This window comes from Streptomyces sp. NPDC004732, assembly GCF_040609235.1.
GTDB lineage: Bacteria > Actinomycetota > Actinomycetes > Streptomycetales > Streptomycetaceae > Streptomyces.
In genome coordinates, this window is record NZ_JBEXJR010000006.1 from 311,929 (window position 1) to 336,415 (window position 24,487).

Annotated in this window: 20 protein-coding genes; 14 read left to right on the plus strand and 6 right to left on the minus strand. The window is 71.5% G+C overall.

The window, feature by feature from the left end; translation table 11 throughout:
• Positions 1-30: 30 nt before the first annotated feature.
• Complete coding sequence (locus tag ABZV77_RS20085; RefSeq protein ID WP_356259000.1) at positions 31-936, minus strand: 5'-3' exonuclease; 906 nt, start codon at positions 934-936, stop codon at positions 31-33.
• A gap of 297 nt (positions 937-1,233) precedes the next feature.
• On the opposite strand from ABZV77_RS20085, the gene ABZV77_RS20090 reads away from it, so the two are divergent.
• The 5 genes from ABZV77_RS20090 to ABZV77_RS20110 all read left to right on the plus strand — a co-directional run bounded on the left by ABZV77_RS20090 (position 1,234) and on the right by ABZV77_RS20110 (position 7,547).
• Positions 1,234-2,373, plus strand: a complete 1,140-nt coding sequence (locus ABZV77_RS20090; RefSeq protein WP_356258359.1) for a glycine betaine/L-proline ABC transporter ATP-binding protein — start codon at positions 1,234-1,236, stop codon at positions 2,371-2,373.
• Positions 2,366-4,975, plus strand: coding sequence for an ABC transporter permease/substrate binding protein (locus ABZV77_RS20095; RefSeq protein ID WP_356258361.1), 2,610 nt, complete (start codon positions 2,366-2,368; stop codon positions 4,973-4,975). The genes ABZV77_RS20090 and ABZV77_RS20095 overlap by 8 nt, the downstream gene beginning before the upstream one ends.
• Positions 4,976-5,131: 156 nt before the next feature.
• Complete coding sequence (locus ABZV77_RS20100; RefSeq protein WP_356258363.1) at positions 5,132-6,121, plus strand: hypothetical protein; 990 nt, start codon at positions 5,132-5,134, stop codon at positions 6,119-6,121.
• A 105-nt stretch (positions 6,122-6,226) separates the two neighbouring features.
• Positions 6,227-6,802: a cupin domain-containing protein gene (locus tag ABZV77_RS20105; RefSeq protein ID WP_356258366.1), complete on the plus strand. Its 576-nt coding sequence runs from the start codon at positions 6,227-6,229 to the stop codon at positions 6,800-6,802.
• 22 nt (positions 6,803-6,824) lie between these two features.
• Complete coding sequence (locus tag ABZV77_RS20110; RefSeq protein WP_356259002.1) at positions 6,825-7,547, plus strand: helical backbone metal receptor; 723 nt, start codon at positions 6,825-6,827, stop codon at positions 7,545-7,547.
• Here the strand turns inward: ABZV77_RS20110 and ABZV77_RS20115 are convergent.
• Positions 7,516-8,643: a TDT family transporter gene (locus ABZV77_RS20115; RefSeq protein ID WP_356258368.1), complete on the minus strand. Its 1,128-nt coding sequence runs from the start codon at positions 8,641-8,643 to the stop codon at positions 7,516-7,518. The genes ABZV77_RS20110 and ABZV77_RS20115 overlap by 32 nt on opposite strands.
• A 71-nt stretch (positions 8,644-8,714) precedes the next feature.
• Here ABZV77_RS20115 and ABZV77_RS20120 point away from each other — a divergent pair, with 71 nt between their 5' ends.
• On the plus strand, positions 8,715-9,698 hold the full coding sequence (locus ABZV77_RS20120) for a LysR family transcriptional regulator (RefSeq protein WP_356258370.1): 984 nt from the start codon (positions 8,715-8,717) through the stop codon (positions 9,696-9,698).
• A 79-nt stretch (positions 9,699-9,777) separates the two neighbouring features.
• Positions 9,778-10,224, plus strand: a complete 447-nt coding sequence (locus ABZV77_RS20125; protein ID WP_356258373.1) for a DNA-binding protein — start codon at positions 9,778-9,780, stop codon at positions 10,222-10,224.
• Between the two features lie 36 nt (positions 10,225-10,260).
• On the opposite strand, the gene ABZV77_RS20130 is transcribed toward ABZV77_RS20125, so the two are convergent.
• The 3 genes from ABZV77_RS20130 to ABZV77_RS20140 all read right to left on the minus strand — a co-directional run bounded on the left by ABZV77_RS20130 (position 10,261) and on the right by ABZV77_RS20140 (position 13,323).
• Entirely contained in the window at positions 10,261-10,962 is a 702-nt protein-coding gene (locus tag ABZV77_RS20130) for a gamma-glutamyl-gamma-aminobutyrate hydrolase family protein (RefSeq protein ID WP_356258375.1), read from the minus strand.
• A gap of 22 nt (positions 10,963-10,984) precedes the next feature.
• Positions 10,985-12,430 (minus strand): ethanolamine permease, encoded by a 1,446-nt coding sequence (gene eat, locus ABZV77_RS20135; protein WP_356258378.1) that lies wholly within the window; start codon positions 12,428-12,430, stop codon positions 10,985-10,987.
• Positions 12,431-12,573: 143 nt separating this feature from the next.
• Complete coding sequence (locus ABZV77_RS20140) at positions 12,574-13,323, minus strand: FCD domain-containing protein (RefSeq protein ID WP_356258381.1); 750 nt, start codon at positions 13,321-13,323, stop codon at positions 12,574-12,576.
• Positions 13,324-13,398: 75 nt separating this feature from the next.
• Between ABZV77_RS20140 and ABZV77_RS20145 the strand changes: the two genes are divergently transcribed.
• The 6 genes from ABZV77_RS20145 to ABZV77_RS20170 all read left to right on the plus strand — a co-directional run bounded on the left by ABZV77_RS20145 (position 13,399) and on the right by ABZV77_RS20170 (position 20,652).
• Entirely contained in the window at positions 13,399-14,769 is a 1,371-nt protein-coding gene (locus ABZV77_RS20145; protein ID WP_356258384.1) for a glutamine synthetase family protein, read from the plus strand.
• 7 nt (positions 14,770-14,776) lie between these two features.
• Positions 14,777-16,129 carry an aldehyde dehydrogenase family protein gene (locus ABZV77_RS20150; protein ID WP_356258386.1) on the plus strand — a complete coding sequence of 451 codons (1,353 nt, stop codon included), beginning with the start codon at positions 14,777-14,779 and terminating at the stop codon, positions 16,127-16,129.
• 4 nt (positions 16,130-16,133) lie between these two features.
• Entirely contained in the window at positions 16,134-16,913 is a 780-nt protein-coding gene (locus ABZV77_RS20155) for a 3-oxoacyl-ACP reductase (RefSeq protein WP_356258389.1), read from the plus strand.
• A 107-nt stretch (positions 16,914-17,020) separates the two neighbouring features.
• Positions 17,021-18,337 (plus strand): haloacid dehalogenase-like hydrolase, encoded by a 1,317-nt coding sequence (locus tag ABZV77_RS20160; RefSeq protein ID WP_356258391.1) that lies wholly within the window; start codon positions 17,021-17,023, stop codon positions 18,335-18,337.
• A 22-nt stretch (positions 18,338-18,359) separates the two neighbouring features.
• Positions 18,360-19,670, plus strand: a complete 1,311-nt coding sequence (locus ABZV77_RS20165; protein ID WP_356258394.1) for a haloacid dehalogenase-like hydrolase — start codon at positions 18,360-18,362, stop codon at positions 19,668-19,670.
• Positions 19,671-19,698: 28 nt separating this feature from the next.
• Complete coding sequence (locus ABZV77_RS20170; protein ID WP_356258397.1) at positions 19,699-20,652, plus strand: DUF2510 domain-containing protein; 954 nt, start codon at positions 19,699-19,701, stop codon at positions 20,650-20,652.
• A gap of 31 nt (positions 20,653-20,683) precedes the next feature.
• Here ABZV77_RS20170 and ABZV77_RS20175 read toward each other — a convergent pair whose 3' ends face one another.
• On the minus strand, positions 20,684-21,898 hold the full coding sequence (locus ABZV77_RS20175; protein ID WP_356258398.1) for an amino acid deaminase/aldolase: 1,215 nt from the start codon (positions 21,896-21,898) through the stop codon (positions 20,684-20,686).
• 195 nt (positions 21,899-22,093) lie between these two features.
• On the opposite strand from ABZV77_RS20175, the gene ABZV77_RS20180 reads away from it, so the two are divergent.
• Positions 22,094-24,487: a hypothetical protein gene (locus ABZV77_RS20180; protein ID WP_356258401.1), complete on the plus strand. Its 2,394-nt coding sequence runs from the start codon at positions 22,094-22,096 to the stop codon at positions 24,485-24,487.

Consider the following 24,487-nt stretch of genomic DNA (forward strand, 5'->3'; position numbering starts at 1 on the left):
CAATTACTTAGGCTTACCTAAGCTAACACCTCAGGAGTGCAGGGTGGAGAGCAGGCGCTGCAGTGAGCCGCCCAGGCCCCACCGGGCCGCCAGCTCGTCGAGGGCCGCGGGATCGCGCGGCGCGTGCGGAAGCGCGAGGTCCACATCGGGCAGGGGGACGTCGGCCGCCACGCGTACGACCTTCGGGGCGACCGCTACATAGGCGCGCGACTCGTCGAGCCGCCTGCGCTGCGACGGGGTGAGCTTCGACTTCGGGTCGTCGACGGCGGCCATGATCCCGGCCAGATCGCCGAAGGCGTCCAGGAGCTTGGCCGCCGTCTTCTCGCCGATGCCGGGCACGCCGGGCAGTCCGTCGCTGGGGTCGCCGCGCAGCAACGCCAGGTCGACATAGCCGGGCCCGTCCACGCCGTACTTCTCGCGCAGCCACGCCTCGTCCGTCGTCTGGAGGGTGCCGACGCCCTTGAGGGGATAGAGGACGCGGATGCCGCGCTCGTCGTCGACCAGCTGGTAGAGGTCGCGGTCGCCGGTGACGATGTCGACCGGGCCCGTGGCGCGGGCGGTGAAGGTGCCGATCACGTCGTCGGCCTCGTACGCCTCGACGCCCACGCGGGCGATGCCGAGCGCGTCGAGGACCTCCTCGATGATCGGCACCTGCGGGGAGAGAGTGTCCGGGATCTCCTCGGCGTCCGCGCCCTGCGGGACCTCCTCGGCGACGCGGTGCGCCTTGTACGAGGGGATGAGCTCGACCCGCCAGTGCGGGCGCCAGTCCGCGTCCATGCAGGCGACCAGGTCGTCCGGCCGGTGGTCCTGGACGAGGCGGGTGATGAAGTCGAGCAGCCCGCGCACGGCGTTGACCGGAGTGCCGTCCGGGGCCTTCACGGACTCCGGGACCCCGAAATAGGCCCGGAAGTAGAGGGAAGCCGTGTCGAGAAGCATGAGCCGTCGTGTTCGCTGAGTCACATCGCGCATCATGCCGCACGGCACTGACAGTGCGAACGTGCTGCGCACGGCGGCGCGGCCGCGTTGCGCATCGCGCCGCACCGTGCCCACAGCGCAACGAATGTGACCTGGGTCACTCCTTGGTTTGTTCTGTGTAAGCACGGGAAGGCGCGCACTCGGAGCGGACCCGGTCGCACATTCAACTTTTCGATCGGTAAGCGGGCAGACCCCGTGCCGCTCCACGGCCCGCCGGCGGGGGAGGCGGGCCGTCTTGGTTCAACCCGAGAGGTGTATGTGTCCAGGCTGCAGGCCGAGCACTTGTACAAAGTGTTCGGCAGACGACCCGATGACGCGGTGGAGAAAATCCGCCACGGAGCCGACCGAGAGGAGCTGCGAGCCGACGGCACCACCGCTGCCGTCATCGACGCCTCCTTCGAGGTCGAGCCGGGCCAGATCTTCGTCGTCATGGGTCTCTCCGGATCCGGCAAGTCCACGTTGTTGCGCATGCTCAACGGGCTTTCGGAGCCGACGGCCGGCCACGTCCGCTTCGACGGTCAGGATCTGACCGAGCTGAGCGCCCGCGAGATGCGGGAGGTGCGCTCCAAGAAGATCAGCATGGTCTTCCAGCACTTCGCGCTCTTCCCGCACCGCAGCGTCCTGGAGAACGCCGGTTACGGCCTCGAGGTGCAGGGCGTGCCCCGCGCCGAGCGCGAGAAGCGCGCCACCGAGGCGCTGGAGCTCGCGGGGCTCAAGGGCTGGGAGAAGTCCTGGCCCGACGAGCTGTCCGGCGGCATGCAGCAGCGCGTCGGCCTGGCCCGCGCGCTGGCCACCGACGCCGACCTGCTCCTCATGGACGAGTCGTTCAGCGCGCTCGACCCGCTGATCCGCCGTGACATGCAGGACCAGCTCCTGGTGCTCCAGAAGCGGCTGAAGAAGACCATCGTCTTCATCACCCACGACCTCAACGAGGCCATGCGCCTGGGTGACCAGATCGCCGTCATGCGTGACGGCCGCATCGTCCAGATCGGCAACGCCGAGGACATCCTGGTCACCCCGGCCAACGACTACGTCGCCGCGTTCACGCAGGACGTCGACCGCTCGCGGGTGCTCACCGCGGGCGCGATCATGGCCGATCCCGACAAGGGCTTCGTGCAGGCCGACGCACCCGCGACGGTCACCGAGGGCACGCCCATCATCGAGCTGTTCACGCCCTGCTCCACCAGCGAGGTGCCGGTCGCCGTGACCGACACCGACGGCAAGCTCGTCGGTGTCGTGCCGCGGGCCAGGCTGCTCGCGGTGCTCGGCGAGCCGATGCAGTCGGAGACCGAGGCGGAGCCGCAGGTCGCGGCCCCGGCCTCCGTACCCGCCCAGGACAAGGGCGACGCCCAGGGCAAGGGCGACAAGAACGCGGGCAAGGTGAGCAGCGGTGCCTAGAATTCCTTTCGGCGACTGGGTCAATGACGCGGTCGAGTGGCTCAGAACGCACATGGACTGGCTGTTCTCGTTCGTCAAGACGATCTTCCAGAACATGTGGGACGGCGTCTTCGACGTCCTCTCGGGACCTGAGCCGCTGATCATGGCGGGCATCCTCGCCATCATCGCGTTCTGGCTGCGCGGTCTGACCGGCGGTGTCCTCTCCTTCGTGGGCTTCGCCTTCATCGTGTCCCTGGAGTTGTGGGACAACGCGATGATGACGCTGGCCCTGGTGCTCGTGTCGACCTTCGTGGCGCTGGTCATAGCCGTGCCCGTGGGCATATGGGCGGCCCGTTCCAAGACGGTCAGCGGCATCGTCAGGCCGGTCCTCGACTTCATGCAGACGCTGCCCGCGATGATCTACCTCATCCCGGCGCTGCTGTTCTTCCGCATGGGCGCCCCCGCGGGCATCGTCGCCACGATCGTCTTCGCGCTCGCCCCCGGTGTGCGCATGACCGAGCTCGGCATCCGCCAGGTCGACAAGGAGCTGGTCGAGGCCGCCGATGCGTTCGGCACCACGCCCCGCAACACCCTGTTCCGCGTCCAGCTGCCGCTCGCGCTCCCGACGATCATGGCCGGTGTCAACCAGGTCATCATGCTCGGCCTCTCCATGGCGGCGCTGACCGGCATGGTCGGCACCCCGGGTCTGGGCGCCGACGTCAACGCGGCCATCGGCCAGCTCGACGTCGGTCTCGGCGCGGAGGCGGGCGTCTCCATCGTGATCCTCGCCATCTACCTGGACCGCGTCACCAGCGGCCTGGGCGGCCAGGTCTCCCCGCTCGGCCGTCGTGCGCTCGCCAAGCTGCGGGCCGCGCAGGGCCTGAACATCTGGAACTACCGCCCCCGGCCCGTCGTCGCGATGGTCGGCGTCGTCGTCCTCGCGCTCGTCGCGGGCGGCATGAGCATCTTCGGCGGCAGCAAGTCCGAGACCGTGGCCGACTCCAAGAACGTCGGTCAGGGCAAGGAAATCAACATCGGCTACATCAACTGGGACGAGGGCATCGCCTCCACCTTCCTCTGGAAGGAGATCCTGGAGCAGCGCGGCTTCAAGGTGAACGCCAGCCTCCTGGACGCGGGCCCGCTCTACACCTCGCTCGCCCAGGGCGACGTCGACTTCCAGACCGACTCGTGGCTGCCGACGACGCACGCCACGTACATGAAGAAGTACGGCGACAAGCTGGAGGACCTCGGCGCCTGGTACGACCGGACGTCGCTGGAGCTGACGGTTCCCTCGTACATGAAGGACGTCACCTCGCTTGCCGACCTCAAGGGCAAGGGCGACAAGTTCGACGGCAAGATCACCGGCATCGAGCCGAGCGCCGGTGAGATGCAGCTCCTGAAGAGCAAGGTCCTCAAGGCGTACGGCCTCGACAAGGAGTACAAGGTCGTCGACGGTTCCACCACCGCGATGCTGTCCGAGCTGAAGGCGGCGTACGCGAAGAAGGAGCCGATCGTCGTACCGCTGTGGTCGCCGCACTGGGCGTACAACGACTTCGACCTGAAGAAGCTCAAGGACCCGAAGGGTGCCTGGGGCAAGGGCGACGGCGTGCACTCGCTGGCGCGCAAGGGCTTCTCCAAGGAGAACCCGCAGGTCGCCAAGTGGCTCAAGAACTTCAAGATGGAAGAGAACCAGCTCACCAGCCTTGAAGCGGAGATCAACAAGGCGGGCAAGGGCAAGCAGCAGGACGCCGTGCGCACCTGGCTGGAGAAGAACCCGAAGGTCGTCGACAAGCTGGCCCCGCTGCCGAAGAACAGCGGTGGCGAGGAGAAGAAGCGTCCGCTGAAGGCCGCGTACTTCGCCTGGGACGAGAACATCGCCGTCACCAACCTGTGGAAGCGCGTCCTGGAGAAGCGCGGCTACAAGATGGAGCTGACGCCGGCGGACGTGGGCCCGGCCTACACCGGTCTCGCGCAGGGTGACCTCGACCTCAACCTCGACGCCTGGCTGCCCACCGCGCAGAAGACGTACTGGGACAAGAACAAGGCCAATCTCAAGGACCTCGGTTCCTGGTACAGCCCGACCTCCCTCGAGGTCGCCGTCCCGTCGTACGTCAAGGACGTGAAGTCGCTCGAGGACCTCAAGGGCAAGGGCGACAAGTTCAAGGGCAAGATCATCGGCATCGAGCCGGGCACCGGCGTGATGCAGGCGCTCAAGGACAAGGTCCTGCCCGGCTACGGCCTCGAGGACGAGTACGAGATCGCCGCGGGCTCGACCCCCGCGATGCTCTCCGAGCTGAAGACCGCGTACTCGAAGAAGGAGCCGATCGCGGTGCTGCTCTGGTCGCCGCACTGGGCGTACAGCGAGTGCGGCCTGACCAAGCTGGCGGACCCCAAGGGTGGCTTCGGCAAGGGCAACACGATCCGCTCGCTCTCCAGCAAGGACTTCCCGAACCAGTACCCGCAGCTCACGAAGTGGCTCAAGAACTTCAAGATGAGCGAGAAGGAACTGGCCAGCCTGGAGAACGAGATCAACAAGGCGGGCAAGAACAACGAGCCGAAGGCCGTTGACGCCTGGCTGAAGAAGAACCCGGGCTTCGAGGAGAAGATGACCTCCGCGAAGTAGCTCCACCGGTCAGCAGTGCTTGAAGGGGTGGGCCTCGCCTTGTGGCGAAGCCCACCCCTTCCGGCGTTCCTGCGGGGCCGTCGATTCCCTACTCTCGACTGGGCCTCATCTCGAACATCTGAACGCCATCGAACATCCGAACGTGAGAATCCGCCCGTGACCGCAAGGCAGCCAAGGACCGCGCTCTTCGTCGCCGCCGCGGCACTGGCCCTGGCCGCCGCCCTGCTCGTCGCACAGCTCGCGCGGGCCGACACCGCCCCCGCGTCCGCGGGCACCGCCCGGCTCGCCGCGCTCGCCGAGGACGTGACCGCCGCCGACGGCCACCGCTACGACGCGCGCGACCACACCGGCCGCACCATGGACGCCGCGCAGATCGAACAGGCCCAGGACGGCAGCTACCTCGCCGTCTACCACACGCTCCTGGCCGACGGCCGCTTCCACGCGGCCGTCGCGACCTCCACCGACCTGCGCCACTGGCAGCGCCGCCACGACTTCGGCCCCGGCACCCACCAGGCCTCGCTCGCGCACGACGGCCGCGGCGGATACGTCCTCGCGTACGAGAAGGACCCCCGCAACCACATCGCGGTGCGGGCCTACGCGAACCTGACCGCCCTGCTCGACGGGCGCGCCCGCCGCGCCTTCGACGCACCGCTGACCCTCTCGCGGTGCGCCGAGGGAACCCCGAGCATCACCGCCGTGCGCGGCGCCACGATCCACCTCACCGGGCACTACCGCGCGGGCTGCGACACCGACCGCCAGCTGCGCGCCACCCTCACCGGCTTCCGGCGCTGGCACGCCGAGCCCGACCGCCGCATGGACCGTGCCGTGCGCGCCTGGGGAAACGGCGGCAACATCGGCGACCGGGCGCCCGTGGACCTCGCCGGGCAGCGCGTGGTCCTCGTCGAGGGCCAGCGGCGGCGAGGCGACTTCGGCAGCTGGGGCACCTATGCGTACGACCCCGCAAGCGGCCGCGCGGACCGCCTCGACATCCGCACGCACGGCGGCAGCCGCGCCTTCGCCAACCCCTCCGCGACCCTGCTCACCGATCCGCGGGGCCGCCCGGCCCTGCTCGTGAGTCTGTTCGTACCGGCCGAGCGTTCCGCCTCCGGCGAGTCCGGACAACTGCTCTACTGGCACGAGCTGTAGGAAGCGGTCTCGGCAACGGGGCAAAACAGTTTGGCGAACATGCGTAGGGTGCAGAAAACCCCTCAGGGTTGAAAGCGGGCCGATGCGCTGAAGGGAGTCGAGGCGATGGACGAGCACAAGGAGACGCTCCGGGTGGGCTCGGCGGTGCGGCGGCGCCGTCGGCAGCTGGAGCTCACCCTCGCGGTCGTAGCCGAGCGCAGCGGCCTCTCCGTGCCCTTCCTGAGCCAGATCGAGAACGAGCGGGCCCGGCCGAGCACGCGCTCCCTGCAGCGCGTCGCCGACGCCCTGTGCACCACCGACGTGGAGCTCCTCGCCGCCGCCGACCCGGCCCGCACGGTCGAGGTGGTGCGCGCCGACGACGACACGGACCTTGACGCCTCAACGCCCGACGCGCGCGTCCGCGAACTGGCCCGCGGCCACCACCAGTTGCACGCCCTGGAGTTCATCGGGGACCACGACGAGGGACGCGAGTTCCAGCACCGCAACGACGAGCTGATGTACGTCGTGGAGGGCGCCGTGGAGATGGAGGCCGAGGGCCGGGCCTACCGCCTCGGGCGCGGCGACACGCTGTTCCTCACGGGCGGGGTGCGGCACCGCTGGCGGGCCACCGTGCCGGACACCCGGGTGCTGGTGGTCGCCGTGGGGGACCACATCGAAGCCGTGGACGACAAGGGGCGCTGACGTGTCCCGCGCGCGTGGCCCGCTGCGGGTCGTCTCGCTGGTGCCCTCGCTGACCGAGGCGGTCGCCGTGACCGCGCCGGACGTGCTGGTCGGGGCGACCGACTGGTGCAGCCATCCGGCCGGACTCGACGTCACCCGGGTGGGCGGCACCAAGAACCCGGATGTGCCCCGCATCGTCGCCCTCGCGCCCGACCTCGTCGTCGCCAACGAGGAGGAGAACCGCGAGCCCGACCTGGCGGCGCTGCGAGCGGCGGGCATCGAGGTCCTCGTGACCGAGGTGCGGACGCTGGACCAGGCCTTCCATGAGCTGGCGCGGGTCCTCGCGGCGTGCGGGGCGGAGCGGCCGCGGTGGCTGGCGGAGGCCGAGTCGGCGTGGGGGCGGACGCCGCGCCCCCCGGCCCGGCTGCGGGCGGCCGTCCCCATCTGGCGGCGGCCGTGGATGGTCCTGGGCCGCGACACCTTCGCGGGGGACCTCCTCGCGCGCCTCGGCGTCGACAACGCGTACGCCGCTCACGCCGAGCGGTACCCCCGCGCGCCGATCGAGGAGCTGACCTCCGCGGACCTCGCCCTCGACCTGGTGGTCCTGCCCGACGAGCCGTACCGCTTCACGCCCGACGACGGCCCCGAGGCGTTCCCGGGCACACCGGTCGCGCTGGTCGGAGGCCGCCATCTCACTTGGTACGGGCCGTCACTGGTCGAGGCTCCGGCGGTGCTCAGCGAGGCGCTGCGAGCAGTCGTCCGCTGAGAGCGCCCTTCAGGGTGTGGGCCAGGGCGATGGCCCAGGCGGTCACGAGGAACACGAACAGGCCGGTCGCGAGCCAGTCGAACACCGCCAGGCCGGTGTGGTTGCCCAGGCCCTCCGCGCCGGTCACGCAGGTGCCGACGGGGAAGGTGAACGCCCACCAGGTCATCGCGAACCCCATGCCGCGGCGCCGGGCGCGCACCACCATGGCCCCGGCCAGCGCCAGCCACATCAGGGCGAAGCCCATCACGGGCACGCCGTACAGCACGGCGAAGACGAGGAAGCCACGGTCGAGGGGGGCGGGCACGACGCCCGGTGCGAAGTCGGCGAACTTGTTGGTGGCGGTCGTCGACTGGCCCAGCGGGCCGAGCACCAGGAACAGGGTGGGGGTGAGGGCCAGGGGCAGCGGGCCCGCGGTCACCAGGCGGGCGAAGATCACCGGCAGCATCACCAGGGTGGCTAGCAGGCTCAGGCCGAACATCGCGAAACACGCGTACAGCATCGTCTGCTGGGCCTGGCCCGTGGGCAGGTGCGGGATGAGCAGCGGGCCGACGGCCGCCGAGACCATGGGGGCCACCACCGGCAGCAGCCACACGGGTGAGGCCTGGTCGGCGGCGATGCGGTGCCGGACCACCATCAGGTAGGGGATGGCGACGGCGGCGGCGAGCCCGATGAGGGTGCCCGCGGTGAACAGCACCGTGTCGACCGCGACGGCGGCCTCCGTGCCGATCCAGTCCTTGCCGACGATCAGGGTGCCGCCGCCGACCGCGAGCAGCGCCATCGCCAGGCAGCCGTAGAACGGGGCCACGGCCGGGTCGAGGAGGTGGGTGCGGGCCTGGTCGCGGTGGTGGATCCAGTGCGCGGCACGGGCGGTGAGCAGGACGGCGAGCATCACGAAGGACAGCGCCCACACGATCGTGCAGCCGGTGCGCAGTCCAGTGAACTGGTACGGCAGCGTCGCACCCGCGTTGGCGATGATGGCGGTGCCCATGACGGAGGCGTACCAGTTCGGGCCGAGGTGGCGGACCGCGAGGGCGCGGCGGGCGGTGGCCGTGGGGGAGGCGCCTGCGGAGGCGGCGGAGTGAGCGGCGGTGACCATGTGTCCACGGTCGTACGGGGTGGGGGTCCACCGCCAGGGAGCACGCATCTATGAGGACATAAGCTGGCTTTATGAGTACGTCCCCTGCGTCCCCTGGGTCCGCTGCGTCCCGCGAGTCCTCCGGTGTCCCTGAGGCGGCGCTCGCGCACCGCGTGCCCGATCTCGGGGCGCTCCAGCTGCTGCTCGCCGTGGCCAGGCTCGGCAGTCTGGGGCGGGCCGCGCGGGAGCTCGGCATCACCCAGCCCGCGGCCAGCAGCCGGGTGCGGGCCATGGAGCGGCAGCTCGGCGTGGCCCTCGTCGACCGGTCGCCGCGCGGCTCGCGCCTCACGGACGCGGGTGCTCTGGTCACCGACTGGGCGGGGCGGATCGTGGAGGCGGCGGAGGCGTTCGACGCGGGCGCGCAGGCGCTGCGGGTGCGGCGGGACTCGCGGCTGCGGGTGGCGGCCAGCATGACGATCGCCGAGTATCTGCTGCCGGGCTGGCTGATCGCGCTGCGCACCCAGCGCCCTGACACGGCGGTTTCGCTGCTCGCGGGCAACTCCGCGGCCGTCGCGTCCCGGCTGCTCTCCGGCGAGGCGGACCTCGGCTTCGTCGAGGGGCTCACCGTGCCGGGCGGGCTTGACGACGTGGTCGTCGCGCACGACCGCCTGGTCGTCGTCACGGCGCCGGGGCACCCGTGGGCCCGGCGCAGGAAGCCGCTCGGCGCCGAGGAGCTGGCCGCGACGCCGCTGATCCTGCGCGAGGAGGGCTCGGGCACCCGGCAGGTCCTGCACGCGGCGCTCGGCGGCCTGGCCCGCCCGCTGATCGAGCTGTCGTCCACCACGGCGGTGAAGGCGTCCGCGGTGAGCGGTGCGGGCCCCTCGGTCCTGAGCGAGCTGGCGGTGGGCGAGGAGCTCGCGGCCCGGCGCCTGGTGGAGATCCCCGTGGCGGAGGTGCGGCTGCGCAGGGAGCTGCGGGCGGTGTGGCCGACGGGGCACCGTCCGGCGGGGCCGGGGCGGGATCTGCTGGCGTTGACGCGGAGCGGTGGGACGGGGGCCGGGGGACGCAGGTCCTGAGCTCACACGCGTACGAAGCAAACAAAGTGTTCACAACGAACTGTTGACCATCAGGGGTGTGTCATCCCATGCTGGACGCATGCCGAACCCCGAACAGCAGCCCCAGGCCGCCGACCCCTTCACGCCCCCGCACCCGGACGAGGCCCGCGCCCGGCGCGCCTATGCCTCGCTGATGCGCATCGCCGAACGGCACGCGGCGGACGACGCGCAGCGCAAGCGGCAGGTCCATCCCACCGTCCTCGGCCCGCACGAAGCGGTCCGGATCGTGTCGTTCCTGCTCAGCGGGGCCGCGAAGGCCGTCGATGACGAACCGGACGTGGACCACGCCGACATCACCGCGGCGCTCACCCTCCTGCCGATGGCCCGCGGCGAGATGGACGAGCTGGAGACCGGCCTCCTCCAGATGGCCCGCGGCCGCGGCATGACCTGGCCGGAGATCGCCTTCGGCCTCGGCCTCGGCACCCCGCAGGCGGCCCGGCAGCGGTACGAGCGGCTGGTGTCGCGCACGGCTGCGGAGGGGGAGTAGCGAGAGCGGGGCGGCACCGCTGACCCTCCGCCCGGCTCAGGACGCGGCTCGGACCAGTGCCGCCATGACGCGCGCGTCCTCGCCCATCTCCGGATGCCACTGCACGCCGAGCGCCCAGGCGGGGTGGGGGAGCTCGACCGCCTCGACCGTGCCGTCCGTCGCGTACGCCGACACCGCCAGGTCCCTGCCGAGGCGGTCCACCGCCTGGTGGTGGTAGGTCGGCACGTCCGTGGACGCATCCGGCACGATCGACTCGTAGAGCGTGCCGGGGACCGGCTTCACCGCGTGCGTGCCGAACACGCCGATCCGCTCCACGTGTCCTTCCATGTGCTGGACCAGCGTCCCGCCGAGCGCCACGTTCATGAGCTGCATGCCCCGGCAGATGCCGAGCAGCGGCGTCCCCGACGCCAACGCGGCCTCGATCAGCGCGAGTTCCCACGCGTCCCGCTCCCGCGCGGGCGGCCCGGTGCGCTCCTCGCGCGCCGCGCCGTACCGCTCGGGTTCCACGTCCGGCCCGCCCGCGACGACCACGCCGTCCAGCCGGGCGACGACCTCGGCGGCGTACGAGGGATCGTCCGGCGGCAGCATCGCGGTGAGGCCGCCCGCCGCCCGCACCAGGCGCGGATATCCGGCGGGCAGCACGGCCGCGGGGAGCTCCCACACGCCCCAGCTGACCTTGGCCTCCAGATAGGTGCTGACCCCGATCAGCGGCCTGCCGCTCACTGCGCTCTTCCTCACCGTTCTCCTTCGGCCGTGCTGATCAGTTGCGTTCCAACTCTGCCTCGGCGGCGGCGAGCGCCGCGAACTCCTCCTCCGGCGCGCGCGCCACCAGGTGCTTGCGGCTGTAGATCCCGAAGTAGGCGATGGCGACCACGTACACCCCGAGCGCGATGAGCGCCGCCGTCACGTCCACCAGGAACGTCGCGACCAGCGCCGCACAGGCGAGGACCAGCGCCACGGACGAGGTCAGAATGCCGCCGGGGGTGCGGTAGGGCCGCTCCAGGCCGGGCTCGCGGCGGCGCAGCACGATGTGCGAGAGCGACATCAGCGCGTACGAGATGGTCGCGCCGAACACCGCGACGTTCAGCATGCGGGCGCCGTCACCGGTCGCCGCGGCCAGGCCGAAGCCGATCGCGCCCGGCACGAGCAGGCCCAGGTAGGGGGCCTTGCGGCTGCTGGTGAGCGAGAGGAAGCGGGGGAGGTAGCCCGCCCGGGAGAGCGCGAAGAGCTGGCGCGAACCGGCGTAGATGAGGGAGAAGAAGGAGGCCACCAGGCCCGCGAGGCCCGCGTAGTTGACGATGCGGCTGAGCGTCGTCGCCTCGCCGTCCGGCTGCAACGCCTCGACCAGCGGGTTGCCCGCGCCCTGGATCGCGTTCGCGCCCCGCGCGCCGGACGACGCGAAGAAGGTGAGGAGTGCCAGGACGATGAGGATGGCCATCGACCAGCGGATCGCGCGGGGCAGGGTGCGCGCCGGGTCCTTGGTCTCCTCGGCGGCCAGCGGTACGCCCTCCACGCCGAGGAAGAACCACATGCCGAACGGGAACGCCGCCCAGATGCCCAACAGGCCCATCGGCAGCCAGGAGTTGGAGCCGAAGGCGTCCGCCTCGACGGGGATGTCGTTCAGCTTCGACGCGTCGAAGTCCATGAACGCGCCGACCGCGAAGATCAGCAGCGCCGCCACCGCGATGCCGGTCACGACGAAGCTGAAGCGCAGCGCTTCGCCGACGCCCCACAGGTGGATGCCGATGAAGATCACGAAGCAGGCCAGATAGACGGGCCAGCCGGAGCTGAGGCCGAAGAGGCCCAGCGACTCGACGTAGTCACCGATGAAGATGGAGATCGCGGCGGGTGCCAGGATGTACTCGATGAGGATCGCTGTGCCGGTCAGGAAGCCGCCCAAGGGGCCGAGCGCCCGCCGCGCGAAGCCGTAGCCGCCGCCCGCCGTCGGGAGGACGGACGAGAGCTCGGCGAGCGAGAAGACCATGCACGCGTACATCACGCCCATGAGGGCCATGGCGATGCCGAGGCCGCCGAAGCCGCCCTCCGCGAGGCCGAAGTTCCATCCCGAGTAGTCGCCGGAGACGACATAGGCGACGCCGAGGCCGGTGAGCAGGAGCCAGCCCGCGCTGCCGCGGCGCAGCGTCCTGCGTTCCAGATAGTCGTCCGCCGGTTCGGCTTGTTTCGGCGGGGTGGAATCCATGGTCATGGCACGGCTCCTATGCGGCGGCACTGCGGCTTGGCGGCGGGGTGACTCAATGGAACGGATACATACCTTTGCCGGGTGCATACCTTTGCCGTGCCGGGTGGGAGAAAGCAAGCCCCTTGCGTTACCCGGTGGTTAACAGCGCCTCACGTCAGGAAGCCGCGCAGCAGCGCCGCCGTCCCCGCGCAGTGCTCCCGCATCATTTCCCGCGCGCCGTCCGCGTCCCCGTCGAGCACCGCCTCGACGAGCGCCGTGTGCTGGCGCTGCGAGTGCTCCAGGTTCCGCACGAGCAGCGGGATGCAGTCCAGGAGGTCGTTGACGGTCGCACGGACCGCCGCGTACTGGGCGGTGAGCGTCGGCGACCCGCACAGTTCGGCGAGCGTGAGGTGCAGCAGGGTGTCCTGGCGCCGGTACTCCGCCAGGGGCGCGTCGTGCGTCCGGGTGAGCGCCGTGCGCAGGCGGTCCGCCTGCTCGTCGGACAGGCCGTGCGCCGCGCACAGCCCGGCCGCGCCGACCTCCAGGACCTCCCGGAACCGCAGCGCGTCCTCGACGTCGACGTCCTTGATGCGGCGGCGCAGCTCGTCCTCGCCCGGCGCCTCGGGGCGCGGCCGCACGAACGTGCCGCCGTACCGCCCGCGCCGCGACTCGACCAGGCCCTGGTCCTGCAGCACCTTGAGGACCTCGCGCAGCGTGACCCGGCTGATGCCGAGCCGGTCGGCCAGCTCCCGCTCCGACGGCAGGCGTTCGCCACCGGGCACCAGGCCGAGGCGGACGACCTGGAGGATCTGCTCCAGGGCCTCCTCGAAGCCGTTGCCCGCCCGCACCGGGCGCAGCACCGCCGTCAGGCGCTCGTCGTCCGGTGCGGACGCCGCCGTGCCCTCTTCCGTGTGCGACATGTCCGTACCCCCTTCCCAAGCAATGGTTCTCGGCAATACCTTATGGCTCCCGGCTGACCCAAGGAGGCTTTTCCCGTGGCAGACCGCACACCCCCGCTGGCCGTCGAGGAGCTGAAGGCACTCGTCGCCAGTGGCGAGATCGACACTGTCGTCCTGGCCTTCCCCGATATGCAGGGGCGGCTCCAGGGCAAGCGGTTCGCCGCCCGCTTCTTCCTCGACGAGGTCCTCGAACACGGCACGGAGGGCTGCAACTACCTCCTGGCCGTCGACGCGGACATGAACACGGTCGACGGCTACGCGATGTCCTCCTGGGACCGCGGCTACGGCGACTTCGCCATGCACGCCGACGTCTCCACCCTGCGCCGGGTCCCCTGGAACGAGGGCACCGCGATGCTCATCGCGGACCTCGCGTGGAACGACGCCTCGCCCGTCGTGGCCGCGCCCCGCCAGATCCTCCGCCGCCAGCTGGACCGGCTCGCGGAGCTCGGATACACCGCGCACGTCGGCACGGAGCTCGAATTCATCGTCTTCAAGGACACCTACGAACAGGCCTGGGACGCCGGGTACAAGGACCTCACCCCCGCCAACCAGTACAACATCGACTACTCGGTCCTCGGCACCGGCCGCATCGAGCCCCTGCTGCGCCGCATCCGCAACGACATGGCGGCCGCCGGACTCGTCGTCGAGTCGGCCAAGGGCGAGTGCAACCCCGGCCAGCACGAGATCGTGTTCAAGTACGACGAGGCCCTCGTCACCTGCGACCAGCACGCCATCTACAAGACCGGCGCCAAGGAGATCGCGGCCCAGGAAGGTGTCTCCCTCACCTTCATGGCCAAGTTCAACGAGCGCGAGGGCAACTCCTGCCACATCCACCTCTCGCTGCAGGATGCCGAAGGCACCAACGTCATGGCGGGTACCGCGGACGACCCCGGCGGGATGTCGCCCGTCATGCGGCACTTCCTCGCGGGCCAGCTCGCGGCGCTCCGCGACTTCTCCCTCCTCTACGCGCCCAACATCAACTCCTACAAGCGGTTCCAGCCCGGCACGTTCGCGCCGACCGCCGCCGCCTGGGGGTACGACAACCGCACCTGCGCGCTCCGCGTCGTCGGCCACGGCCGCTCGATGCGCTTCGAGAACCGGCTGCCCGGCGGAGACGTCAACCCGCACCTGGCCGTCGCCGGGCTCGTCGCCGCGGGCCTGTACGGCATAGAGCAGAAGCTCGAACTGCCCGAGGAGTGCACCGGCAACGCCTACACCGGCGAGTACGAGCACGTCCCCACCACCCTGCGCGAGGCCGCCGAGCTCTGGGAGAACAGCCCCATCGCCAAGGCCGCCTTCGGCGACGAGGTGGTCGCGCACTACCGCAACATGGCGCGGGTCGAGCTGCAGGCCTTCGACTCCGTGGTGACCGACTGGGAGCTCCGCCGCTCCTTCGAACGCATGTGAGGCACCCTTGCTTGAGGTACTGAACCCGGCGACGGAAGAGGTCGTCGCGACCGTCCCCGCCGCCACCGTGCAGGACGTCGACGCCGCCGTCGCCCGCGCCGCGCGGGCCCAGGAACAGTGGGCCGCGGCCGCCCCCGCCGACCGGGCCAGGCTCCTGCGCCGCTTCGCCGCCCAGGTGGACGAACACCTCGAAGAACTGGCCCGGTTGGAGGTGCGCGAGGCCGGTCACGTCATCGGCAACGCGCGCTGGGAGGCGGGCAACGTCCGCGACCTCCTCGACTTCTCGGCCGGGGGAGCGGAGCGCCTGAATGGCCGTCAGATTCCGGTCCCCGGCGGCCTGAACGTCACCGTCCTGGAACCCCTCGGGGTCGTGGGCGTCATCGCGCCGTGGAACTTCCCGATGCCGATCGCCGCGTGGGGCACGGCCCCTGCCCTCGCGGCGGGCAACGCGGTGATCCTCAAGCCCGCAGAGACGACGCCGCTCACCGCGCTCCGCCTCGCCGAACTCGCCCTGGCGGCAGGCCTGCCCGAAGGCCTCTTCCAGGTCCTGCCCGGCGAGGGCGGCGTCGCGGGCAACGCGCTGGTCGAGCACCCCGGCGTCGCCAAGATCGTGTTCACCGGCTCCACCCGCGTCGGCAAGCAGATCATGGCCAGGTGCGCCGACCGCGTGAAGCGCCTGACCCTCGAACTCGGCGGCAAGAGCCCGAACATCGTCTTCGCCGACGCCGACGTGGAAGCGGCGGCGCTGGCCACCCCCATGTCGTACCTGGACAACTCGGGCCAGGACTGCTGCGCCCGCACCCGTGTCCTCGTCCAGCGCTCGGTGTACGACCGCTTCATCGAGGTCGTGACGCCCGCGATCGAGTCCATCGTCGTGGGCGACCCCTCCGACGAGAAGACCCAGATGGGCCCGCTGATCTCCAGGGCCCAGCTGGACCGGGTCCGCTCCTACGTCACCCCCGGCGACGGCATCCACGGCACGGTGCCCGAGGGCCCCGGCTTCTGGTTCCCGCCGACGCTGCTCACCGATGTGGACCCGGACGCCCCGGTGGCCGCGGAGGAGGTCTTCGGGCCCGTCGCCGTCGTCATCCCCTTCGAGGACGAGGCCGACGCGATCCGGCTCGCCAACGCCACCGACTACGGCCTCTCCGGCTCCATGTGGACGCGTGACGTCGGCCGGGCCCTGCGGGTGTCGGGGGGAGTCAGGGCAGGCAACCTCTCCGTCAACTCGCACTCCAGCGTGCGCTATTGGACCCCGTTCGGGGGTTACAAGCAGTCCGGACTCGGCCGTGAGCTCGGCCCGGACGCGCTCGCCGCTTTCACGGAAACCAAGAACGTCTTCATCAGCACGGAGGCCTGAACCCATGTCAGAAAACATCTGCCGCCGCCTGGTAGGCCGTACCGCCGTCATCACCGGCGCGGGCAGCGGCATCGGCCTCGCCACCGCGCGCCGCCTCGCCTCCGAGGGCGCCAACGTCGTGTGCGGCGACATCGACGAGACGGCGGGCAAGGCCGCGGCCGAGGAGGTCGGCGGGACCTTCGTGAAGGTCGACGTCACCGACGCCGAGCAGGTCGAGGCGCTCTTCAAGACGGCCTTCGACACCTACGGCTCCGTCGACATCGCCTTCAACAACGCGGGCATCTCGCCGCCCGACGACGACTCCATCCTGGACACCGGTCTTGAGGCCTGGAAGCGCGTCCAGGACGTCAACCTCACCTCCGTCTACCTGTGCTGCAAGGCCGCCATTCCCTACATGCGGCGCCAGGGCAAGGGCTCGATCATCAACACCGCCTCGTTCGTGGCGAGGATGGGCGCGGCGACGTCCCAGATCTCCTACACGGCCTCCAAGGGCGGCGTCCTCGCCATGTCCCGCGAGCTCGGTGTGCAGTTCGCCCGCGAGGGCATCCGCGTCAACGCGCTCTGCCCGGGCCCCGTCAACACCCCGCTCCTCCAGGAGCTGTTCGCCAAGGACCCCGAGCGGGCCGCGCGCCGCCTCGTGCACATCCCCGTGGGCCGCTTCGCCGAGGCCGACGAGATGGCGTCCGCGGTGGCGTTCCTCGCCAGCGACGACTCCTCGTTCGTGAACGCCACGGACTTCCTCGTCGACGGCGGCCTCACCGGGGCGTACGTCACGCCCCTCTAGGCCACGCCTCTCCAGGCCTCACCGGACAGTTCACCCCAGGGTCACCCACCCGTCAGCCGGGCGTCGCACGACGCCCGGCTGACCTGCGTAAACACGGGAGTGTGTTCGTGAACTTCAAGCGCCGCGCCACCGCGGCCACCGCTGTCCTCGTCGTCGCCGGAGCCGGTCTCGTCACCGTCCAGGCCACCGCGGAAGCCACCCAGCCCACCGCCCACGGGCGGCCCACGGCCTGCCCCGACCTCACCGTGTCGAAGGGCTGGTACGGCAAGAACAAGGCGCGGCTCCAGCGCATGATCGACACGTACGGCCACTGCGGGCCCCAGCGGCACAAGGGCGGCGCCAAGCCGGTCGCCACCTTCGACTGGGACAACACCGTCATCAAGAACGACATCGGCGACGCCACCATGTTCTGGCTGCTGCGCAACGGCAAGATCCGCACGCCCGAGCACGGCGACTGGCGCACCACGAGCCGCTATCTGACCGCCCCCGCGGCCAAGGCCCTGGCCAGGGCCTGCCCGGGCCCCGGCGCCACCCTGCCCACCCGCCACGACACCGCCTGCGCCGACGAGATCCTCTCCGTCTACAGCGAGGGCACCACCACCGCGGGCAAGGCGGCCTTCGACGGCTTCGACCACCGCCGCATGGAGCCGCAGTACGCCTGGCTCGCCCAGCTCACCCGCGGCTGGTCCACGCGCCAGGTCAAGCAGTTCGCGGCCGCGGCCCGCAAGGAGAACCTCGCCGCGCCCGTCGGCGCGGAGCAGCGGGTCGGCACCGGAAAGGTCACCGGCTGGGTCCGCTACTACGACCAGCAGCGCGACCTGATCCGTACGCTCAAGAAGGCCGGATTCGACGTCTACGTCGTCTCCGCGTCGCCCGAGCCGATCGCCGAGGTGTGGGGGAAGGGCGTGGGCGTCGACGCCCGGCACACCATCGGCATCCGCAACGTCACCGCGCACGGGAAGCACACCGCTCACCTCAAGGGCTGCGGCACGGTCAGGGACGGCGACGACTCGATGATCACGTACATCGACGGCAAGCGCTGCTGGATCAACAAGGAGATCTTCGGCGTGCGCGGCGCGGCCGCCGAGAAGGTCCAACCGGCCGCGAAGCGCCAGGTGTTCGCGGCGGGCGACTCCGACACGGACATCTCCTTCCTGCGTGACGCCACCGGCCTCAGGCTCGTCCTGAACCGCAACAAGAACGAGCTGATGTGCCGCGCCTACGAGAACGGCGACGGGCGCTGGCTGGTGAACCCCATGTTCATCGAGCCCAAGGGCAAGCAGGCCGACCCCTACCCCTGCGCCTCCACCGGCTACACGGAACGGGACGGGGCGAAGGGCCCGGTGCGCCGTACGGACGGCTCCGTGATCCCCGATCAGCGGGACACGGTGTACGGGGCGCCGACGGCATCGTCAGCCTCGTAGGACTGATGTACGGTCCACTCGCATGCGTAACAGAAACATTTTGGCGCTGACTCTGGCCGCGGCCGCCACCCTGGCGGCCGTGCCCGCAGCACTCCCCGCGGCCGCCGCCACGGCCGCGCACCCCATGAACTCCCGCACCGCGGGCGGTGACTGCCCACAGCTGTCGAAGAAGCTGGAGTGGTACGGCAACAACCGTGCCAAGCTCCAGCGGACCATCGACGAGCGCGGCACCTGCGCGAACCCGGACCTGGGCCACGGCAGGAGCAAGCGCCCGGTCGCCGCGTTCGACTGGGACAACACCATCACGAAGAACGACGTGACCGACGCGACCATCGCCTGGTCGCTGCGGCACGACAAGATCCTGCGCCCCAAGAGCTGGAAGTCCACCAGTAAGTGGATGACCGACGACGCGGACCGCGCGCTCACCAAGGCGTGCGGCACGAAGGTGCCCGTCGGCAAGCCGCTGCCCACCTCCAGGAACACCGCCTGCGCCGACGAGATCTTCGAGGTCCGCGAGGACGGCAAGACGATGAGCGGCGCCGCCGCCTTCGCGGGGGAGTGGGACCACCGCCACACCGTCCCGCAGTACGCCTGGGTGCCGCAGATCTTCGCCGGGCACACCGTCCCCGAGCTGGAGTCGTACGCCGCGAAGGCCCGCAAGGAGGCGCTCGCCGCCCCCGTCGGCGCCACCCAGACCGTGGGCACCCACGAGATCCCGGGCTACGTCCGCTACTACGACCAGCAGCGCGACCTGATCCGCACCCTCAAGAAGGCCGGGTTCGACGTCTACATCGTCTCGGCGGGCTCCGAGCCGGTCACCGAGGTCTGGTCGAAGAGCGTGGGCATCGACCGCAAGCACACCGTCGCCATCCGCTCGGTCCTCGACCGCAAGGGCCGCATCACCACCTGGAACCAGGGCTGCGGCGGGGTCCCCGTCAACAAGGGCGAGGCCATCCCGTACATCGACGGGAAGCGCTGCTGGATCAACCAGGAGATCTTCAAGATCAAGGGCAAGAAGGCCTGGGACAAACAGGACTTCAGCCACCGCATCGCCCTCGGTGGCGGTGACGCCGACACGGACGTGACGTTCGTCGGCGACGCCACGGGTGCGCACCTCGTCCTGAACCGCAACAAGAGCGAGTTCATGTGCCGGGCGTACGACAACGAGGACGGCCGCTGGGTCGTGAACCCCATGTTCATCGAGCCGCTGCCGCAGAAGGACGGCACGTACCCGTGCTCGACCGCCGCGTACAACGAGCACGACGGGAGCAAGGGCCCCGTCCTGCGCGAGGACGGCTCCGTCGTTCCCGACCAGCGGGACTCGGTGTACTGATCTTCGCGGCACGTCCTAGAGTGCCGGAATGAGCATGACGACCCCGCCCGGCTGGTACCCGGACCCGCACCAGCCCTCCGTCGAGCGCTGGTGGGACGGGTCCGCCTGGACCGAGCACCGGCGGACGCCCGAGCCCACCCAAGTCGCCCCGGCGCACCAGGGGTTCGGGCCGCCGCAGGCCACGACGTCGGTCATGCCGGTGGCGGCCCCCGGCGGCGGCCGGGCGAAGGCCGTCGCGCTGGGCGTCGCCGGGGTCGTCCTCGTCGGCGCCATCGTGGCGGGCGTCGTCACCCTCGGCGGGGGCGACGACGACCCGCAGGGCGGCGGCCCGGCGCCGAGCGCGCCCGCCGAGAGCACCCCGGCACCGGCCGTGTCGGAGAAGAAGACGGAGTCCCCGGCCGCCGACCCCGACCCGGACACCCTCGTCGACGACCTCAACGGCATCACGCTCCCCGTGCCCAAGGGCTGGGAGAAGGACGACGACTCCTTCGGCGGCGGCGCGACCATCCAGACCCCGGACGTCATCGACTGCCCGGGCGACTCCGGGCTCTGCCGCGAGGGCACCGTCACGTCGAACACCGTGACGGGCACGGACGAGACGGACCCCAAGGCCCTCGCCCTGGGCGACATCGAGGACGCGGCGGACGACGCCTACGACAAGGACAAGCTGGACAACGAGCCCTACGGCGGCATCACGAGCCACGAGAAGGTGCAGGAAGGCCAGGTGGCGGTCGCGGGCCGCAGCGGCTACTCCGTGCGCTGGCGCGTCCACACGGCGAAGGGCGACGGCGGATACGTCCAGTCGCTCGCCTTCGCGTCGAGCGTCGGCTCGGAGTCGATGGTCATCGTCCGCTTCGCCGTCGGCGCGGGCGACGATGCGCCGCCCGTCTCCGTCCTCGACGAGATCACCCAGGGGATCCGCTCGGTCGACGACAGCGCCACGGGCGGCGGCGTGGGCAACGATGTGGGCGCGACGCCGTAGGGCCCTTCTGACGGATCTCCGCGCCACGGAGTCAGAGGAACGTATGGCCCTCGCCCCGGTACGTCGGGACGCTGCCCGTCACCCGGTCGCCCTCGACCAGGTGCAGGGTCTCGAACCGCTCGCACAGCTCCCCGGCCTTGGCGTGCCGGAACCACACCTTGTCGCCGATCAGCAGATCGTCCGCCGGGGGACCGTGCAGCGGCGTCTGCACCTCGCCCGCGCCCTCCTGCGGGTCGTACCGCAGGCCCTCGGGGAGATACGGCTCCGGAGAGCGGTCCGCGCCCGCGACCCCCGACGCCGGATAGCCGCCGCCGAGCACGGTCACCGTCCCCACGCCGGGCCGCCGCACCACGGGCTGAGCGAACAGCGCGGCCGGACGCCCGCTGAACGACGTGTAGTTGTCGAAGAGCCGTGGCACGAAGAGCCCCGAACCCGCGGCGATCTCCGTGACCGCACGCTCGGCCGCGGTGTGCTGCACGCTGCCGGTGCCGCCGCCGTTCACGAACTCCAGGCCGGGCGCGACCGCCCGGACGGCGCCGATCGTCTGTGCGCGGCGAGCGGCGAGCTCCTTGCGGGCGGCGGTCTGCATCATGCGGACCGCCCGCGACCGCGCCGGGTGCCCCTCGACCGCGTCGCCCACCCCCGCGACATGGCCCTCGTACGCCATGACGCCCACGAGCCGGAAGCCGGGACGCCGTTCGACGGCCCGGGCCAGCGCGGCGACCTGCACCGGCGAGTGCAGCGGTGAACGGAGCGCTCCGATGCGCACCCGTCCGCCCAGTGGCTTGAAGGAGGTGTCCAGCTCCAGGCAGACCCGCACCTCCTCGGTCCCGCCGTCCCTCGCGTCGTCGATCAGCCGGAGCTGGGCAGGGTCGTCGACCATCACGGTCACCGAGGCCGCGAGCTTCGGATCGGCGGTCAGCTCCGCGAACCCGGCGCGGTCCGCCGAGGGGTAGGCGAGCAGCACGTCGTCGAAGCCGGAGCGGGCCAGCCAGAGCGACTCCGAGAGCGTGAACGACATGATCCCGGCGAAGCCGTCGCGGGCCAGCACCCGTTCGAGCAGGGCGCGGCAGCGCACGGACTTGCTGGCGACCCGGATCGGCTTGCCTGCGGCCCGGCGTACGAGGTCGTCGGCGTTGGCGTCGAAGGCGTCCAGGTCGACGATCGCGACGGGGGCGTCGAGGTGTGCGGTGGCCCGGTCGTAACGGGCCCGGTCGGCGGCACGGTCTGCGGCACGGGCAGTCATGGGCGAAGCCTGCCAGACACGATTACCCGAGGGTAGGGGGATGATCCGGGCAGATCGCCCGGGGGCGCGGACCGAGTTCCCGTACGCCCCGTGTCTGCCCGTAGAGTGACGCGCACGGAGCCTGGCCGAGCGGTGTGCACGGAGCCTCGCCCGCCGAGCGCTCCGGCCGGCCGAGCGCGAGGAAACGGGGGGAGCATGAGCACGGAGGCGCCTGGCAGCCCCGTCCCGCCGCGTCCCGCCGCGCCGCCCCGCCCGTCGGCCCCGCCGTCCGCACTGCCCCTGTCGGCCTCCTCCGCGGACCCGTCCGACGAAGCGGCCGAGCCGCCGCCCGCGCCGTCCGCCCGCTTTCCCGACGTCCGGCCGCCCGTCGACCAGGACTGGGTGCTCGGCAGCCCCCGGCCCGCGCCCTCCCGCGGTGACGCGGAGCCCAGCAAGGCGGCCCGCATACACGACCTGCTGGCCCCCTTCGAGCAGGCCCGAGCGGAGCGCGAGGCCTCCGGCGCCACCGCCCCGCCCCCACCCCCTCCGGCCTCGGCCCGACTGCCCGACACCCTGCCGACGGTCACGGCCGACGGCACGATCGCCCCGCCGACGCCCACCGACGCCCCGGCGCCCACCACCGATCCGTCCCGCTCCCACGACGGCACGCCCCCTCCCGCCCCGCCGCGCCCTGCCGTCCCCCCACAGCCGACGACACCGCCCACCACGGGAACGTCACGCACGCACACCGGCGCCACCGCGAAGCCGGTGGAACCGGTGAAGCCGGTGCCGCAGCAGAGCCGCGTTCGGGACGAGTTGCCGTCGGCCGGGGCCGAGGCCGGGGCCAGGTTCGGGGCCGAGACCAGGTCCGAGATCGAGTCCGAGTCTGGAACCGAACCCAGGACCGAGTCCGGGACCGGGTCCGGGACCGGGTCCGGGTCCGGTGCCGAAACCAGGACCGGGTCCGGGGCCGTGACCGAGCCCAGGACCGAGTCCGGGTTTGGGACGGGATCCAGGGCCGAGACCAGGACCGAGTTCGGGACCAGGACCGCGTCCGCGTCCGAGTCCGTGACTGAACCCAGGGCCGAGACCAAGACCGAGTTCGGGACCGCGTTCGGGTCCGGGTCCGGTGCCGAGACCAGGTCCGGGACCGGGTCCGCGTCCAGGGCCGAACTCAGGGACGAGACGGGGTCGGGATCCGGGACCGAGTCCGGGACCACGTCCACGTCCGCGTTCGGGTCCGGTGCCGAGACCAGGTCCGGGGCCGGGTCCGCGTCCGCGTCCAGGGCCGAGCCCAGGACCGGATCCGGGACCGCGTCCACGTTCGGGTCCGGGTCCGAGACCAGCTCCGCGTCCGTGACCGACCCCAAGGCCGGGACCAGGACCGCGTCCGGGACCGAACCCAAGCCCGCGACCGTGATCGCGTCCCCGGGCCCGGTCGCCCCTGCCCGGCCCTACGCGTCGCCCGCCCCTGCACCTATCTCCGCGTCGACCGGGCCCGCCAGCCCCTCCCCGTCGCCCACCCCCGCACCGTCCCGCACCACCCACGAACCGCCCGTGTCGCCGGAGGAGACGACCGCTCGGCTTCGCCCCGTCCGCGACGAGTCGCCCGCGCGCCCTGTCCGCGACGAGTCGCCCGCGCGCCCTGTCCGCGACGAGTCGCCCGCGCGCCCCGTCCCCGACGAGTCGCCCGCACGTCCCGTCGCCGGTGAGACGTCGGCCAGGGCCACCGCCGCGCGGCGGGCCGTCGGGGCCGTTGATTTGGCGCCGGGGCCCGGTGCCGGGCGGCCCTTTGTGTCGTTTGCGCGGCCTGCGATGTACGACGACAGCACCACCCGGCTGCGCCCCGTCGGCTCCTGGGCGCGGCCCCGTGCGGCTGCCGCAGCCGCCTGTGTCGTTCTTGGGCTCGGCCTCATCGGTGGGGCGGCGACCGGGAGTTGGCTGACCGGGGAGTCCGTGGCGGGCGGCACGAGCCGTAGCGCGTACACGGTGACCGGCGCGCTCTGGCACAGCGTGCCCGTCGACCGGCTCTTCCCGCCCGAGCTCAAGGGCGAGGGTGCGGGCCCCGGCGGTGCCGACCGCTCCTGGACCCGGATAGCCGTCGCCCCGGACAGCGGCTGCAAGGACGCCTTCGACCCGCTGCTGCGCAAGGCGCTCGCACCGGTCGGCTGTCTGCGCCTGCTCCGCGCCACCTACGCGGACGCCACCCGCAGCCATGTCACCACCGTGGGCCTGCTGTTCACCAAGGCCGACGTGGACGCCATGCAGACGCTGCGGAACCGTTTCACGGAGGAGGGGCTCGACCGGCGCCCCGACCTCATGCCGCGGCCGTACGCCGCCAAGGACACCGCGGCCGAGGGCTTCGGCGACGCGCAGCGCGCGTCCTGGACCATGTCCGTGCTGCCGGACGCCCCGGTCGTCGCGTACGCCGTCTCCGGATTCGCCGACGGCCGCGCCGTCACGGACCCCGAGCCCGCCACCGAGGCCATGGGCAGCAACACCACGTCGGCGCCCGCCCAGTCCGGCCTCGGCCACGAGGCGAAGGGCATCGCCGACCGCATCGAGCGGGGTCTGCGCAAGACCATCGCGGCCGCGGCTAAGTCGTCATGA

Coding starts and splice junctions, on each gene's coding strand:
- ABZV77_RS20175 (WP_356258398.1), bottom strand. CDS start 21,898: ATGACTGCCCGTGCCGCAGACCGTGCCGCCGACCGGGCCCGTTACGAC.
- ABZV77_RS20105 (WP_356258366.1), top strand. CDS start 6,227: ATGGACGAGCACAAGGAGACGCTCCGGGTGGGCTCGGCGGTGCGGCGG.
- ABZV77_RS20155 (WP_356258389.1), top strand. CDS start 16,134: ATGTCAGAAAACATCTGCCGCCGCCTGGTAGGCCGTACCGCCGTCATC.
- ABZV77_RS20115 (WP_356258368.1), bottom strand. CDS start 8,643: ATGGTCACCGCCGCTCACTCCGCCGCCTCCGCAGGCGCCTCCCCCACG.
- ABZV77_RS20170 (WP_356258397.1), top strand. CDS start 19,699: ATGAGCATGACGACCCCGCCCGGCTGGTACCCGGACCCGCACCAGCCC.
- eat (WP_356258378.1), bottom strand. CDS start 12,430: ATGACCATGGATTCCACCCCGCCGAAACAAGCCGAACCGGCGGACGAC.
- ABZV77_RS20125 (WP_356258373.1), top strand. CDS start 9,778: ATGCCGAACCCCGAACAGCAGCCCCAGGCCGCCGACCCCTTCACGCCC.
- ABZV77_RS20120 (WP_356258370.1), top strand. CDS start 8,715: ATGAGTACGTCCCCTGCGTCCCCTGGGTCCGCTGCGTCCCGCGAGTCC.
- ABZV77_RS20180 (WP_356258401.1), top strand. CDS start 22,094: ATGAGCACGGAGGCGCCTGGCAGCCCCGTCCCGCCGCGTCCCGCCGCG.
- ABZV77_RS20165 (WP_356258394.1), top strand. CDS start 18,360: ATGCGTAACAGAAACATTTTGGCGCTGACTCTGGCCGCGGCCGCCACC.
- ABZV77_RS20085 (WP_356259000.1), bottom strand. CDS start 936: ATGCTTCTCGACACGGCTTCCCTCTACTTCCGGGCCTATTTCGGGGTC.
- ABZV77_RS20140 (WP_356258381.1), bottom strand. CDS start 13,323: ATGTCGCACACGGAAGAGGGCACGGCGGCGTCCGCACCGGACGACGAG.